Annotated in this window: 12 protein-coding genes; 8 read left to right on the top strand and 4 right to left on the bottom strand. The window is 46.4% G+C overall.

The features are described 5' to 3' along the window. Positions 1–213 precede the first annotated feature (213 nt). A complete protein-coding gene (locus tag QUA34_RS22110; RefSeq protein WP_333219933.1) occupies positions 214–639 on the top strand; it encodes a hypothetical protein in 426 nt (141 codons plus the stop codon). 41 nt (positions 640–680) lie between these two features. On the opposite strand, the gene QUA34_RS22105 is transcribed toward QUA34_RS22110, so the two are convergent. Together QUA34_RS22105 and QUA34_RS22100 are read right to left on the bottom strand one after the other, a co-directional pair. After that, entirely contained in the window at positions 681–1,106 is a 426-nt protein-coding gene (locus QUA34_RS22105) for a DCC1-like thiol-disulfide oxidoreductase family protein (protein ID WP_333324396.1), read from the bottom strand. A gap of 103 nt (positions 1,107–1,209) precedes the next feature. Further along, positions 1,210–4,281 (bottom strand): PAS domain S-box protein, encoded by a 3,072-nt coding sequence (locus QUA34_RS22100; protein ID WP_333389238.1) that lies wholly within the window; start codon positions 4,279–4,281, stop codon positions 1,210–1,212. Between the two features lie 532 nt (positions 4,282–4,813). Between QUA34_RS22100 and QUA34_RS22095 the strand changes: the two genes are divergently transcribed. From QUA34_RS22095 to QUA34_RS22070, 6 genes are all read left to right on the top strand, one after another. After that, on the top strand, positions 4,814–6,007 hold the full coding sequence (locus QUA34_RS22095) for an NAD(P)/FAD-dependent oxidoreductase (RefSeq protein WP_333324392.1): 1,194 nt from the start codon (positions 4,814–4,816) through the stop codon (positions 6,005–6,007). A gap of 178 nt (positions 6,008–6,185) precedes the next feature. Beyond that, the gene (locus QUA34_RS22090) at positions 6,186–8,099 is read left to right on the top strand and encodes a S9 family peptidase (RefSeq protein ID WP_333389237.1); all 1,914 of its coding nucleotides are present in this window, start codon (positions 6,186–6,188) and stop codon (positions 8,097–8,099) included. A 159-nt stretch (positions 8,100–8,258) separates the two neighbouring features. Next, positions 8,259–8,978 (top strand): HAD-IA family hydrolase, encoded by a 720-nt coding sequence (locus QUA34_RS22085; protein ID WP_333324388.1) that lies wholly within the window; start codon positions 8,259–8,261, stop codon positions 8,976–8,978. A 274-nt stretch (positions 8,979–9,252) separates the two neighbouring features. After that, positions 9,253–9,876, top strand: coding sequence for a DUF3859 domain-containing protein (locus QUA34_RS22080; RefSeq protein ID WP_333389236.1), 624 nt, complete (start codon positions 9,253–9,255; stop codon positions 9,874–9,876). Beyond that, entirely contained in the window at positions 9,877–11,610 is a 1,734-nt protein-coding gene (locus QUA34_RS22075) for an asparagine synthetase B family protein (protein ID WP_333389235.1), read from the top strand. A gap of 233 nt (positions 11,611–11,843) precedes the next feature. Next, positions 11,844–13,064: an alanine racemase gene (locus QUA34_RS22070; protein ID WP_333389234.1), complete on the top strand. Its 1,221-nt coding sequence runs from the start codon at positions 11,844–11,846 to the stop codon at positions 13,062–13,064. On the opposite strand, the gene QUA34_RS22065 is transcribed toward QUA34_RS22070, so the two are convergent. Beyond that, positions 13,044–13,241 (bottom strand): hypothetical protein, encoded by a 198-nt coding sequence (locus QUA34_RS22065; RefSeq protein ID WP_333389233.1) that lies wholly within the window; start codon positions 13,239–13,241, stop codon positions 13,044–13,046. The two genes, QUA34_RS22070 and QUA34_RS22065, sit on opposite strands and share 21 nt — an antisense overlap. 54 nt (positions 13,242–13,295) lie before the next feature. Between QUA34_RS22065 and QUA34_RS22060 the strand changes: the two genes are divergently transcribed. Further along, positions 13,296–14,615: a hypothetical protein gene (locus QUA34_RS22060; protein WP_333324378.1), complete on the top strand. Its 1,320-nt coding sequence runs from the start codon at positions 13,296–13,298 to the stop codon at positions 14,613–14,615. 57 nt (positions 14,616–14,672) lie between these two features. On the opposite strand, the gene QUA34_RS22055 is transcribed toward QUA34_RS22060, so the two are convergent. Continuing rightward, positions 14,673–15,220: alpha/beta hydrolase (locus QUA34_RS22055; RefSeq protein ID WP_333389232.1), on the bottom strand; the 548-nt coding region annotated here is incomplete at its 5' end.

The raw sequence follows: 15,220 nt of genomic DNA, 5'->3' as shown, positions 1-15,220 counted from the left end.
TAATAAGGGGGGGACAAGAGCCTGCTCAAAGTCCCCTTTTTAAGGGGGATTTAGGGGGAGCGAGACTCGGATAAAAACAGCACAACACATATATGAAAATTTGTCAATGCCTAATTATTTCTGAAAAAGTCCGCTGTTCACAGTCTACATTCGGCAGTATGCAGTTACATTATTAGCTAAATGTAATAACTATATTTGATAGGAGTTTTTCGAGTGAACGCTGCCGAACAAGCCAAAAATATAGAAGTTGCCAGCAAAATTGCTGCGGTTGTTAATTTATTCAAGTCCGAATTCCCGGATGCAAAAGTCGATTTGAAACCTTGGATGAATGACCAGGATACCAGAGAACTTGTAGATCCAGATTCCATCGACATTGGCTTCCATTTTCCCGGTAGAAGCCGCTTGCTGCAAAGCCGCAGCATTTTGATTCAAATCCGATTTTACCAAGATCCGGTGGAAGGGTATCGGCGGGCGATCGGAGTTGAGGCAGCCGGTTACGATCATAGCGGTCAGCAGTGGCACTTTTCTACTGTGGAAAATTGGAATTTTCTCGGCCAAACCGAACCTGCGGTAGAGTCGGCGCAAAAACTCAAAGACTTTTGCCAGCAGATATTCGATTTGTTTAATCAATCTTTTTGAGGAATTCAGTTTTCACTGCGAACCTGTTTGTACTAAGGACTTTAGTCGTTGCTATTATCGCAATTGTCGATCGACCTACAGCCAACCGGATAAACAGATTTGTAAGTAGTCGATCGCTTGCCAAACAAAGTATAGCGGTTATCGCGGACTTGTTCGTACACGCGATCGCCCATCCACTTCATCCCCGGCATTGCCCGATAAGCAGCCACAAACACCTCGCCAGCAGGCAATATCCGTCCGATTTCCTCCGCCGCATCGCTGCCTTGCCAGCGACGTTCTGGGGTGTTGCCATCTATCAAAATCATCCCCATTTCGCAGTCTTGAGACGTAATCCCAAAGCGATTTAATTGCTCTAAATCTTGCATGGAAATATACTCAAAATTCTGGCCTTTGTCTAAGGTTTCTAGTAACTGTACCAAGGTAACGCAGAGATTGCAATTGCCGTCATAAATTACGTTATATTTCATGGTTATGGGGAATAAGGAATTGGGCATTGGGCATTGGGCATCGGGAATAGGTAATTGGTAGTAAATAACTACTGACTACTGACTACTGACTACTGACTACTGACTACTGACTACTGACTACAGGAATCTCGATCGCAAATTCCGTGCCTTGACCCGGTGCAGAATCGCACTTAAGCTGCCCGCCGTGTTTTTCCACCACAATTTGATAGCTGATAGACAGCCCCAAACCAGTACCTTTACCAGGTTCTTTCGTAGTAAAAAACGGATCGAACAGCCTTTTGTGAACATCTATCGGAATCCCTGGCCCGTTGTCAGCAATCCGAATCACAATATGAGAAGGATGCCGCATTGAATCATCAGAAACAGCAGAATCGGCTTGCATCAAAGCATCCTGTTCATATTTTACATCCGTACAAATCCGCAGCGTCGGTGAAGGACAATAAGGAATAGGCGCCAGTTGTCCCTCTGCCCACTGTCCAGTCTCCATTGCCTCTTCCAAAGCATCAATTGCATTGCCAATAATATTCATAAAAACCTGATTCAACTGTCCTGCATAACACTGTACGCGGGGCAAATTGCCGAACTCTTTGATCAGCACAATTTTAGGACGCCCTGCCGTTTCTTTCAACCTGTGCTGCAAAATCAACAAAGTGCTTTCAATCCCTTCGTGAATATCCACCTGCTTTTGTTCGGCTTCATCTAATCGCGAAAAATTCTTCAGTGACAGCACAATTTGGCGAATTCGCTCTGCTCCCATTTTCATCGAATTTAACAGCTTCGGCAAATCTCTGAGCAGAAAATTCAAATCGATATCATTTATTTCTTGTTTAATTGCCGGTGTTGGGTGCGGGTATTCCTGCTGGTAAAGTTGCAGCATTTTTAGCAAGTCTTTAAAGTAATCGTCAGCGTGCATGACGTTGCCGTAAATAAAGCTAACTGGATTGTTGATTTCGTGAGCAACGCCAGCGACTAATTGCCCCAAACTTACCATTTTTTCATTCTGAACCATCATGCTTTGAGTTTTATGCACGTCCCGCAGGGCTTTTGCCAATTCTTGATTTTTAGTCCTCAATTGACTTTCGGAAAGCTGCACCGCTTCTTCTGCGTGTTTGCGAGCGGTAATATCTTTACGAATTGCTACATATTGATGGGGTTCGCCGTTCGTATTTAAGAACGGTACAATCGTAGTATCCAACCAAAATAATGTACCGTCTTTAGCTTGATTTTTCATTTCTCCTCGCCAAACCTTTCCCTGGCGGATGGTTGACCAAAGCTGCTTGAAAAAATCGGCTGAATGATAGCCAGAATTGACAAGTCTGTGGGTTTTGCCGATCAGTTCTTCTCGGGAATATTTAAATTGTTCGCAAAATTGATCGTTGACATAGGTAATGGCTCCGAATTCGTCGGTATTCGAGACAATTGCCGATTGATCCAAAGCAAATTTTTCAAATTCCAACTCTTTGAGAGTTTGGCGCAATTCGGCTTCTGCTTGTTTGCGATCGCTAATATCGGTAATCATCCGCAACACCCCGGAAAATTCGCCCTCACCGTCGAACATCGGCGTCGCCGAGACGATCGCCCACAAGTGAGATCCGTCTTTGCGAGTAAACTTAAAATCGTGGCGTTCGCGAATGCCTTCCCGCCTGCGCTGCACGTAACTTTCTGCTATTTTCCTAGAGTCGCAGTCTATAAACTCAAATAGCGATCGCCCCAGCATTTCCTCCACAGTATACCCCAGCATTTCGGCCATCATGCTGTTAGCAAAAGTCGTGATACTTTCGCTGTCAAACATCCAAACGCCCTCCGAAGCCGTCTCGACAATGCAGCGATAATAACTCTCGCTTTCCCTGACTGTTGCCTCTGCTTGCTTGCGATCGGTAATATCAGTTTGCACCGCAATAAAACCTTCGAGTTCCCCATTTTCTAGAAAAATTGGAGCGATGGAAAGCGCCACCCAATAACCCTTTCCATCCTTGCTGTAATTGTAAATTTCCTGATTAAACAACTGTCCCGTTGCCAAAGCCGATCGCAGTTGAGCAATAGTTAGGGGGTCTGTTTGAGGGCCTTGCAGCACATCACCCGGTTTTTTTCCCTGCATTTCTGCCAGCACGTAACCGCTAATCCGAGTAAATCCTTCATTCACCCATTCAATGCAGCCTTGAGCATCAGTAATAATCACACCATTTTGCGTTTTTTGAGCCACAATAGCCAAGCGCGACAATTCTGTTTCTGTTTTTTTGCTTTCCGTAATATCTTGAGCAATACCCAGAATATACTTAGGCGCGCCAGAATCGTCAAACAAAGGAACTTTTTTAGTGTGCAAAATTCGCTTTCCTCGGCGCGGAAGTTGGATGATTTCTTCTGGCAAATCGACGCCTTTGTGTCTTGCGAATAATTCTAAATCTTGTGCTTGCAAGTAATTAGCCTGCTCTGGCTCCAACAATTCAGCAGCATTGTTTCCCAGCACTTCATCCCTCGAATAGCCAAACAATTCTTCGCTAGCTTTATTCCAATAAATAAATCTTTGTTCCACAGCATCTTTAATAAAGACGCTAACTGGCAGATTTTGCAGTACCGCATTCAGAAAATCTTGAGTGTTTCGCAGGTCTTCTTCAGTGCGCTTTCGCTCACTAATATCCAAAATCACTCCGTCGAGATAGACAACCCGATACAGAGAATTTGCGATCTGCGATACCGGCGAAACCACAGCCGACAAAAAGCCCTCAATTTCCCCTTGTCCTTCTTGTTTTCCTCTACCCTCCTCCGCCTCGCAGCCAATAGCTTTGCCTTTTTCGTAAACCCAGCTAATTCCGCCGTCCGCCCGGACAATCCGGTATTCAAGGATGTACGAAGTTCTGGTTGCTACGCTTTTTTTCACACTAGCATCCACCTTTTTCCGGTCTTGAGGATGGATAATGCTTGCCAAGGAACGGACGCGATCGTTGATAAAATCAGAAGAGGGATAGCCTGATATTTCTTGAACAGCCTCGCTCAAAAACGCCATTGTCCGTGTTAATTCCCCGTCCTCCGTATACTCGCAGGTACAGCGGTAGACAGCACCGGGAATATTAGCTACTAAATTTTTATATCGTTCTTCGCTTTTTAACAAAGATGAGTCGTCTTCGTTATTGTGATCGCCGTTCTTAAATTTAGAAGAATTGGAAGAAGTTTGCATGGTTTGTTTTTCACTTGTGAGTGCGGGGGCAAGTGGTAGAGTAGATGACCCTATAAAAAGTGAATTTAATGTGCGAAATTATTCATTATAAACTAATATAGTACAAAATTAGTTCTGCGAACCTTCAGAAAATTTGAGGGCGAGTAATAGGTAAAGCTAATCAAGGCTATAGATATAGAAAACAGTTCGGAAACGCATTGTCTAACGGCTTTAATGGATTTCACTCACGCCCAGAGCACCATTCTCGCTTAACAGGCTTTCCGGCCTGTTCCACAACAAGTGCATTTTCTTATGGGGAGTAGGGGTTGGGCCGAAGAGTCCGCCCATAAAAAGCTGATTGAGAATGGTGCTCTAGGTGTGAGTTTAACGGATTCAACAGATGGATGTTGAGGTTCGAGGGAAAGATGGAAGATTTTCCCATTTTCCCATTTTCCCATTTTCCCAGTCTTCCACTCCCCCCTTCCCCACTCCCTCACTCTCGTTAGAATAAGATAAGTTTCCTTGCTACCGTGAGCCCCTCAAACAAAACACCATGACTCAACAACAACCCCGGATTTGTATTCTCGGCGGAGGCTTCGGCGGACTCTACACAGCCCTGCGCTTGAGTCAGTTACCCTTCTCCAAAACCGAAAAACCAGAAATTGTCCTAGTTGACCGCCGCGATCGATTTTTGTTCGTTCCCCTGCTCTACGAACTCGTGACCGGCGAACTCCAAACCTGGGAAATTGCTCCACCATTTGCCGAACTATTGGAAACCACAGGCGTGCGCTTTTGTCAAGGTACTGTCTCCGGCATCGATGTGGAGCAAAAGCGAGTGCAGTTGCACGACGGGCCAGAAATTCCGTGCGATCGCCTGGTTTTAGCTTTAGGCGGCGAAACCCCCCTAGATCTGGTCAAAGGTGCCGTTGAATACGCTTACTCATTTCGCACTCTCGACGACGCATACCGCTTAGAAGAAAGACTGCGGTTTTTAGAAGCCAGCAACAACGACAAAATTCGGGTTGCGATCGTCGGCGCCGGTTATTCGGGAGTAGAATTAGCTTGTAAATTAGCCGATCGACTCGGAGAAAAAGGTCGCGTGCGGTTAGTTGAGCAAAGCGACATGATTCTGCGGACATCGCCGGAGTTTAACCGCGAAGCCGCCAGCAAAGCTTTAGAAAAACGGCAAGTGTGGATCGACTTAGAAACAGAAGTAGAGGCGATCGGATCGGACACAATATCCTTACTTTACAAAGGACAATTAGATGTTCTACCCGTAGACATAGTTTTGTGGACAGTAGGAACTCAAGTTAGTCAAGCAGTGCGATCGCTACCCCTCAAACAAAACCGCCGCGGTCAATTAATAGTCAATTCGCAAATGCAAATTATCGACCATCCAGATATATTTGCCTTGGGAGACTTAGCTGAATGTCACGATGCAACTAATCAAAAAGTCCCCGGAACAGCCCAAACAGCCTTTCAGCAAGCTGACTACACCGCCTGGAACATTTGGGCCTCCCTCACCGGCCGCCCATTACTTCCTTTCCGCTATCAGCCGCTAGGAGAAATGATGACATTAGGAAATGACAACGCCACCCTGGCCGGTTTAGGAATTAAACTCGACGGACAACTAGCGCACATTGCTCGCCGCTTAGCTTATCTCTATCGGATGCCAACATTTGACCATCAACTAAAAGTTGGTTTCAATTGGATTAGTAAACCGATTCAGGATTTGCTTAAAAGTTAGTTGATTGTAGACTGTTAACTGTTGACAGTTGACGGTTTATTATTGATTGTAGGACTTATGAGGGCGGTTCCGAAACCGGGTTTTTCACGAAAATACTTCACTACTACGCGCATATTTGGTAAAAACCTGGTTTTTTCTGTCGGAGTGTAGATTCAGAGAATATTAGGCACGATAAAAAATGCAAAATTCCACATTTCAAAAGCCAAAAACTGAAATTCCACCGTTGATAGAGCGGGAGATTCTGTTCGGAAATCCTGAAAGAACCCGCCCCCAACTTTCACCCGACGGCAAGTATCTCGCCTACATTGCACCCGACGAAAACAACGTCTTGCAAGTGCGACTCCGTACCGTAGGTCAAGCAGATGACCGCCAACTCACAGCCGATAAAAAACGCGGCATCCGCATCTTTTTCTGGACTTACAGCGGCGAAGAGCTCATTTATCAGCAAGATATTGATGGTGATGAAAAATGGCATTTATTCTCAGTCAATATCCAGTCAAACCTGGTTCGCGATTTGACAGCATTTCAAGGTGTTCGAGCTCATCTGATCGCCTTTTACCGCCAATTCCCCAATGAAATATTAGTGGGAATGAACATCCGCGATCGCCGCAAACACGATCTTTACCGCATCAACCTGCAAAACGGTGCCGTTGAACTCGACACCGAAAACCCAGGTAACATCGTCGGTTGGACTGCTGACGGCGAATTTCAAGTGCGGGCGGCCACAGCCACAACTGCCGACGGCGGATCAGAATTGGTGTTTCGGGAAACTGCCGACAAGTCTTGGGAAAGCCTGCGAAGGTGGGGGCCCGATGAGGAAGGCGGTGCCGTCATGTTCTCAGAAAACGGCAAAATTCTTTACATCATGGGCAATCACGATGCTAACGCCGAACGTTTGATCGCCTTAGACTTAGAAACCAAACAAGAAACCGATCTCGCCTCAGACCCAGAATACGATGTCGGCGGCATTGTCGTACACCCCACCAAGCGAGAGATTCAGGCGGTTTCCTTCTACAAGGACAAGCAAGAGTGGCAGATTTTAGACCAAAGCATAGCAGAGGATTTTGAGGAGCTCGGCAAATTCCGCCCCGGCGAATTCTCCATCACCAGCCGCAACCTCGCCGATACCACTTGGCTAGTCGCTTACATGACAGACGACGGCCCAGTTTACTATTATGTGTACGATCGCGCCTCCAAAACCTTCACCTTCCTGTTCAGCAACCAACCCAAACTCGAAGGGCTACCGCTATCATCAATGGAACCCATTTCTTACACCGCAAGAGATGGTTTAACCATTCACGGCTACCTGACAAAACCGATTGGTGTCTCAACGCCCGTACCGACAGTCTTGCTGGTTCACGGCGGCCCCTGGTCCCGCGATACCTGGGGTTACAATCCACAAGCCCAATGGCTGGCAAACCGAGGTTACGCCATTTTGCAAATCAATTTTCGCGGTTCCACCGGCTACGGCAAAGCCTTTCTCAATGCCGGCAATCGCGAATGGGCCGCTAAGATGCACGACGACTTGCTAGATGGGGTTAATTGGCTTGTAGAAACAGGAATTTCCCAACCCGATAAAATTGCGATTATGGGCGGTTCTTACGGTGGTTATGCTGCCTTAGCGGGATTGACTTTTAGTCCCGATGTTTTTGCCTGCGCCGTCGATATTGTCGGGCCGAGCAATTTGATTACACTGCTGCAAACTATTCCCCCTTACTGGGAACCGAGAAAAGCAAGTCTGTATCACCGCGTCGGAAATCTGGAAACAGAACCAGAGTTTCTGAAATCGATCTCGCCTTTATTTTTTGTCGATCGCATCCAGAAACCTTTACTAATCGCCCAAGGTGCTAACGACCCGCGAGTCAAAGAAGCAGAAAGCGAGCAAATTGTCAATGCCATGAAGCAAGCCGGCAAACCTGTAGAATACGTGCTTTATACAGACGAAGGACACGGATTTGCCCGACCAGAAAATCGCCTGCACTTTTATGCGATCGCCGAAGAATTCCTAGCCAAATATTTAGGAGGCAGATTTGAACCTGCGGGCAACATTGCCAATCATTCTGGTGTGGTGAATCCGCCAACAACTAATTAGAAGGAAGAAGGAAAAAGGAAGAAGAAAGAAGGAATCATTCAAATCTTTTTTCTCTTCTCTTCTCTTCTCTTCTCTTCCTCTGTGTTCTCTGTGGTTAAATCATTCCGATGCAACCGGATGTGCGATAAGTCCTCTTTCCTCTTCCCTTTTTCTTCTCAAATGACCAAAATTATTTTTCTAGATGCCGCAGGTACACTATTTGACGTTCGCGGTAGCGTCGGCGAAGTCTACGGAAAACTAGCCAATAGTTTTGGAGTAACAGTTAAGAGTGAAGAGTTAAATGCAGCATTTTTCCAAAGCTTCGCATCAGCAAGTCCGATGGCATTTCCAGGGATAGAAGCAGCAAAAATTCCCCAATTAGAATTTGAGTGGTGGCAAACAGTTTCCGCAAAAGCATTCCAAATAGCAGGCATATTCCACCAATTTTCAGACTTTTCCACATTCTTTGTGGAACTTTACGCTCATTTTGCCACCGCCGAACCTTGGTTCGTCTATCCCGACGTATTGCCAGCATTAAATAAGTGGCAGCAACAAGGAATTGAATTAGCAGTAGTATCGAATTTCGATTCCCGAATTTATGCAGTATTAAAAGCACTAAATTTAGCTGCATATTTCACATCAGTGACAATTTCCACCGAAGTTGGTGCAGCAAAACCCGATTCTAAAATTTTTACCACTGCTTTGCAAAAGCACAACTGCACTGCCGAGAATGTGTTGCATATCGGCGACAGCTTTAAAGCAGATTATTGTGGTGCTAAAAAGGCGGGATTAAACGCAATTTGGTTGAATCGCCAACAGGAAAAACTAGATTTAGGCAAACTGCCTTTTTTAATGGAGTCTCAAAAAGTTGAGGAATTTGCCAGTCTGGATTTTATATAAGTCAGGATTTATTCACTCGGACAAAGAAACTTGGTTTTTTACCTAATATGCGGGTTGCAAGGAAGTATTTTTGTAAAAAGCCCCGGTTTCTGGGCACCCATGCTAAGTCCTATAAATATGATTTTTATGAGGTCAAGGTTATGATTTTTATGAATTGACTTTGAGAGCTATTTATTGAATAATATGGATAATTTAACCACAGAGATCGCAGAGGGCGCAGAGGAAGAGAAGAGAGGGGTGATTTATATATCTAATTTTAACTGGAAAGAACTTTATGGAACCTCGACTTACTCAAACTCAATTAGCACAGGTGATCGCTGAGATCGACAAGTTATCGCAGCAGCGCGAGTTAGAATTGGCCCCGGATCAGGTAAGAGAAATTTTACGGGAGTTGAATCTTCCTGATGAGCTTTTAGAAGATGCGATCGCTCAAATGCGCCGCCGCGAAGTCCTAGAAAAACAGCAGCGACGCAACCGTTGGATCGCGATCGCCTCGACAGTTGTTGTCATTTCTGCGATCGGTATAGGCGTGCTGTTCGGGCAAAATCAGCAACAAAAAACTGCTCAAGTTGTGGGAGGAGAAGACCGAATTGCCCTATCTCAAAAGGGCGGTGACAGCCTTACTCAAGTCAACCGTCAAATCAATCCCCGCGTTTACTACCAGGTGACGTTGCAAAATGCTCCGATCGGTCGTGAGTTGTCTTTACAATGCGACTGGATTAATTCTAGCGGTCAAACTGTGCATCAGGGCAGGTATCAAACTCGCACGATCAATACTGCGGTTTGGAATACCCACTGCTATTACGATCTCGGATCTGCTGCCGCCCCAGGCAAATGGGAAGTTCGGATGTCCCTGGATGGGCGCGTCATCAGTAGTGAACCTTTCACGGTGAAATAGATGGGTGCGATCGACAAACCTTCACATTTTATCGGCTATTGGGGACTGGACGATTGCACAAAAACGCTCAGCCGTTTAGTCCCAGATTACTGCATTCGGCAGGGCAAATTATCAGAGTGGGCGATCGCCTCTGCATCTGTACTCACGGCTGACACAGTGACGCTGAATGCTTGCGGGCGATTTGGGCCAACCGATTTACCGGGAGATGCTTGGGCGGCGGTAGAAGCGAAACAGCTAAGGCTGGGGCGCGATCCGTTTGGGCGAGTGCCGCTTTACTGGATGCAGTTGGGAGAAACGATTTGGTTTTCGACGCGGATGCAATTGCTGCTACCGCTGATTGCTTCCCCTCAAATTAGCCCGATCGCCCTCCACAGCTATGCTTGCTTTTCCTACGTGCCCACGCCGTTAACGCCGATCGAGCAAATTGCATCGGTAGCAGCCGGAACGGAGATAGTTTGGGAAATCGCCGATTTTAACGATCGGCCGAAAGTGCGATCGCTGCCATCGGCTTGGCAAGAAGCGCCCCAATTACTGCGCCGTGAGGATGAGGCGATCGCACAATTGCAAGCGCTTTTGCAACAGGCGATCGATCGACAAGTGGCCGATTTGCCGATCGACGAACCCGTAGGCGTTTTACTCTCCGGTGGCATCGATTCTTCCCTAGTGACGGCGCTGCTAGTCAAAGCGGGCTTGCAAGTGCGCGCCTATGCCCTCGATTTTGGTGTCGAAGCCTATTCCGAACTGCCCTACGCCCAACAGGTTGCCGACTTTTTCCAGATTCCGCTGATCCGAGTGGCGGCGACGGGCGATGCAGTGTTGCGGGCGATCGGGCCAACCGCCAAAGCCCTCGATTTACCCTATGGAGATGGCACGACGGCTGCGCTGTTTTTGCTCAAACAGGCGGCGGCACAAGACGTGCGAGTGGTTTTCAATGGCGAGAATGGCGATCAGCTATTTGCTGGATGGACGAATAAACCTTTGATTGCCAACGGAGTTTACAGTGCAGAACATCCAGCGGGAAAAGAAACCTTTGAACAGCAGTATTTGCGGACGTTTCAGCGATTTTATGGTTATGAAAAACAGATTTTTACGCCGGAAATGCTCGATCGCATCGAGTCTCACGATTTGAGCATTTACCTGCAAGACGCGATCGATCCCGAAACCTGTCCTTCCCTGCTAGCGAGGCTGCGGCGGGCTTCGCTAATGCTCAAAGGTTCCCAAAATATTCAGCCGAGGGCAACGGCATTGGGGTTTGCTTGCGGTTTGTGGGTGCGATCGCCCTTCTGCGACCCCGACCTCACAGCATGGACGTTTCAACTGCCAGGAGAGCTGCTGCTGCAAGGTGCGTGCGAAAAATACATCCTCAAAAAAGCGTCCGAACGCTGGCTGCCGCCGGAAATTGTCTGGCGGGAAAAGCGCGGGATGGGTGTGCCGTTGAAGGTTTGGTATTACCGGGAGTTTTGGGCTGCGATCGGCGATCGGCTGAATCCGAATCTGTTGCGATCGCAAAATTGCTGGCAACCTTATTTGCCCGACTCAATGTTATCGGGACAACTCGGAGTTGCTATGCGCGATCGCTATATTGGCAATAATCTCTGGCTGCTGCTGATGTGGCAGGCATGGCGAACCGAGGTTTTAGGCGAAATTCCGGGCAAGCGATCGCTGGATCATGTGTTTTGGTTGCCACCGGCGATCGGACAACGCATTTGGAAATATCGCAGGAGGCTAGAATGAACTCATCTCAAATCCGCGCTGCATCGGCATTCTTCATATCTCTCTTGTTTTTATCTGCGTAAATCCGCGTCTATCCCTTGTCATCTGCGGTTAATAAATTCTCTTTTTTTTAACCGCAGATGAGGGCAGATTAACATAGATTAACGCAGATTAATGAGATTGATTCCGGTTACACAATTCGTGATTATTAATTGTTGAATCGATTTTATCATTCTTATACTAACGGATTTAATATGACTGAATCTTTGCTACAGAATGAAACCAAAATACATTCGCCGCCGTTCTCGGAAGCATTAGCCCAGCGACTTTTGTCAACTTATGGTTCGCCCTTATATGTGTATCAGGCCGAGATCCTCAGTCAGACTCTTGAGCATATTACGCGATCGATCGACTATCCGCACGTTCAGTTTCATTTTGCTAGCGTCACCAACGGCAATATTGCTCTGTTGCAATTGATTCAGCAAGCTGGTTGGGGGCTACACGCGAATACACCGGGCGATGTGTTTTTGGGGCTGAAAGCGGGTTTTACGGGCGATCGCATTGTCTACACCGGCAGTAACCTCAACAGGGCGGATATTCAGCAATTGATTGAATGGAAAATCCATCGATTCAATTTCGATAGTCTGTCGCAACTCCAGGATTTTTGCGAATATTCGCGCAGTCAACCGCGATCGATCAGTGCCGAAATTGGACTGCGCCTCAACTCACCGGAATTGACGGGAGACAGTCGGATTGGAGTGCGTCCCGCTGAATTTGAAAAAGCGAACGAAATCGCGCAGCAGCAGGGGTTGAGAATTACCGGATTGCATTTTTATCGGGGGACGGGAACGAACGCCACGAGTGCTTTTACGCAGGCGATCGATCGCCTAATTGCGATCGCCCAACAGTTACCCGATTGGAAAACCCTCGATTTTGGCGGTGGTTTTGGCTATCCCTATCGAGGCGGTGCGGTGTTTGACTGGCGGGAGTTTGGTGCGGCGATTACTGAACGATTGAGTGCGCTATCTCGCCTGATCGAATTGGTGATTGAACCGGGACGATCGGCGATCGCAGGTTGTGGCGTTTTGCTTGCGAAAGTTGTGTCGGTGAAGTGGTTGGGCACGCGGCAAATTGTCGGGGTGGATACGACTGTATCAAATCTATCGGTGCCTGCGGTGCACGGTGGCTATCGGGCGATCGCAACTTGGGAAACCGACGATGTATCGCGACATGAAACTGATATTTGCGGCAACACAACTTATTCGCGGGATTATTTGGGGCGTAATTGTTGGCTACCGAAACTCAAAATTGGAGATGCGATCGCCATTTTGGATTGCGGGGCTTACGGCTATGCGATGTCGTCGCATTTTCTACACCGCCCCCGCCCTGCTGAGGTGTTGATTGATGCTAAGGGCGATCGATTAATTCGACAGCGAGAAGACTATTCTATCTTGTTAAACGGGCAAATCTTTTAATAGGGCATTGGGCATTGGGCATTGGGCATTGGGCATAGTTTCTTCCTTCTTCCTTCTTCCTTCTTCCTTCTTCCTTCTTCCTTCTTCCTTTTTCCTTCTTCCTTCTTCCTTCTTCCTTCTACTTATTATCTCTCTTCTCTTCCTCTGCGCCCTCTGCGGCCTCTGCGGTAAAATCATTCCAAAACAACCGTCAACAATATAAATCCATTAAATCAATCAGGAGTAACCGAAATGGGAATGAAATGCGTCCAGTGTAATACCGACAACATTTTGAGCGATCGTACCAGGAATAGGGGTCGCTGTAAACGGTGCAACCATCCGTTTGTCTTTGAACCCAATACCGTCATTGATAAAAAGTTGGCATTCACCGATCCCTTTTTCAAAAAGGCGATCGAGAATATTTCGAGCCAAAATATGTTGTTTTTTACGCACAAACAGTTTTTGTATTTTATTGACCAAAAGCTTAAATCTCGCGCCCCACAAACCAGTTGGATTTTTTTCTACTTCTTTTTTCTTATATTTGCGGGAACCTTCGGCATTCCCTTCGCTCTTACTATTTTTCCCTCAGAATTTGCATTAATTATTCCCTTCGCTCTCTACAATTTGATGTGGATATGGCTATTTTACCACTACAGCAAATCTCCTGAACAAGGTAGTCGCCACAGAAGAACTAATGCTAAAAACCTCCAGATTTTAGGGGTAATTATTTTAGTGATGGGCATTTCAGGAAGTTTGATATTTAATTATTTCCCAGGATACATCGCAGCGACTGCACTAGGGCTATTTTCCTACTGGCTGGGCATTTCACAAAAAAATCGCCCACAGATAACGGGTGAAATATTGCTCGTTAATCAAGCCCAGACTAATGAGTGGCTGCAACGCTGGCAAACAGTGAATGGCACATTAGAAAAACTGCTCCCTGCTGCTCGTCAAGAGGCTTTGCCCGCCACCATCGATCGCGAAGTCAGCGCCTACAGCTTCGATCGCGCAATTATCTGTGACAGCGACGAAATAGCTCAATTCCTCATCGCTAACAACGTCCATTTTGAAAACAACTGCGCGATTCTTAGTATTAGTGGCTATCCCCAAAGCATCTTCAGTACCGTAATCGAAATGCTGCGGCGCAATGCCGATTTGAAAGTTTATGCGCTGCACAATGCGAGCCCTGCTGGAGTTGGCTTGGTACATCAACTGCGAACTAATCCAAACTGGTTTGCGAATCAAGCGGTGACGATTTTTGATTTGGGAATTTCTCCCCGTCAAATCTTAGCAACCCGCGATATGTTTGTGCAGCAATCTCAAACAATGGCACAAACAGCCCGTCAATTACCCGACGCTGTAAGGCAAGGTTTAACAGCCGAAGAACTAGCATGGCTGGAGGCAGGCAATTTTGTGGAATTAGAATCGTTTACGCCGCAGCGGTTGTTGCGCGTGGTCAATTATGGACTTGCTCAGAGTGGCGATCCGCAGGGTAACGAGGGCTTAATATTAGTGGATGATAATGTTGGATATGGCGGCGGCTATGTGTTTGTCTCCGATAGTTTTGGTTAGGGCGTGCTTTCAAACTTTGTAATCAGATAAGAAACATGAGCCCAAGAAGAAGTATTTTCATTTTGTGGCATTAACCTCCTGAATGTATCTTTTCATCCCATCCCTAAACTGAGGACTTTCAATCATGTCTGAGATATTATCATGCCCAAAACCTGGAATTAAAAGAAGTTGCTTGGGATGAGGTGCTGCATCATAAAGCTTTTGACTCATACTAGCTGGATTTGACCGATCAGAAGTACCATGAACGATTAAAATAGGTATTTTTAGAGATACAACCTTACTAAGGGAGTCAAATCTTTGATTTAATATCCATGCAATTGGGAAAATCCTATAACCTAAATGAATTACCTCTTCCTGCATAGAGGTAAAAGAACTGACAACAATCAGCCCCGCTATACTTGGCTCTTTAAGTGCTAAATTAATCGCAACTGCTCCACCTAAAGAAACTCCAAACAAATAAATTTTTTGGTGTGCAATTTTTCTATTTTTTGTTAAATATTTTAAAGAATCGGCTGCATCTTCATAAATGTAAGGATTCAGGTCAGAGGGTATTGACAAGTGTGACATTCTGGGCGGAATATTACAATTATGGAAAAAAACCTGCC

Source organism: Microcoleus sp. POL10_C6 (assembly GCF_036701585.1).
Taxonomy (GTDB): domain Bacteria; phylum Cyanobacteriota; class Cyanobacteriia; order Cyanobacteriales; family Microcoleaceae; genus Microcoleus.
This window is presented reverse-complemented; position numbering and strand designations above follow the sequence as displayed.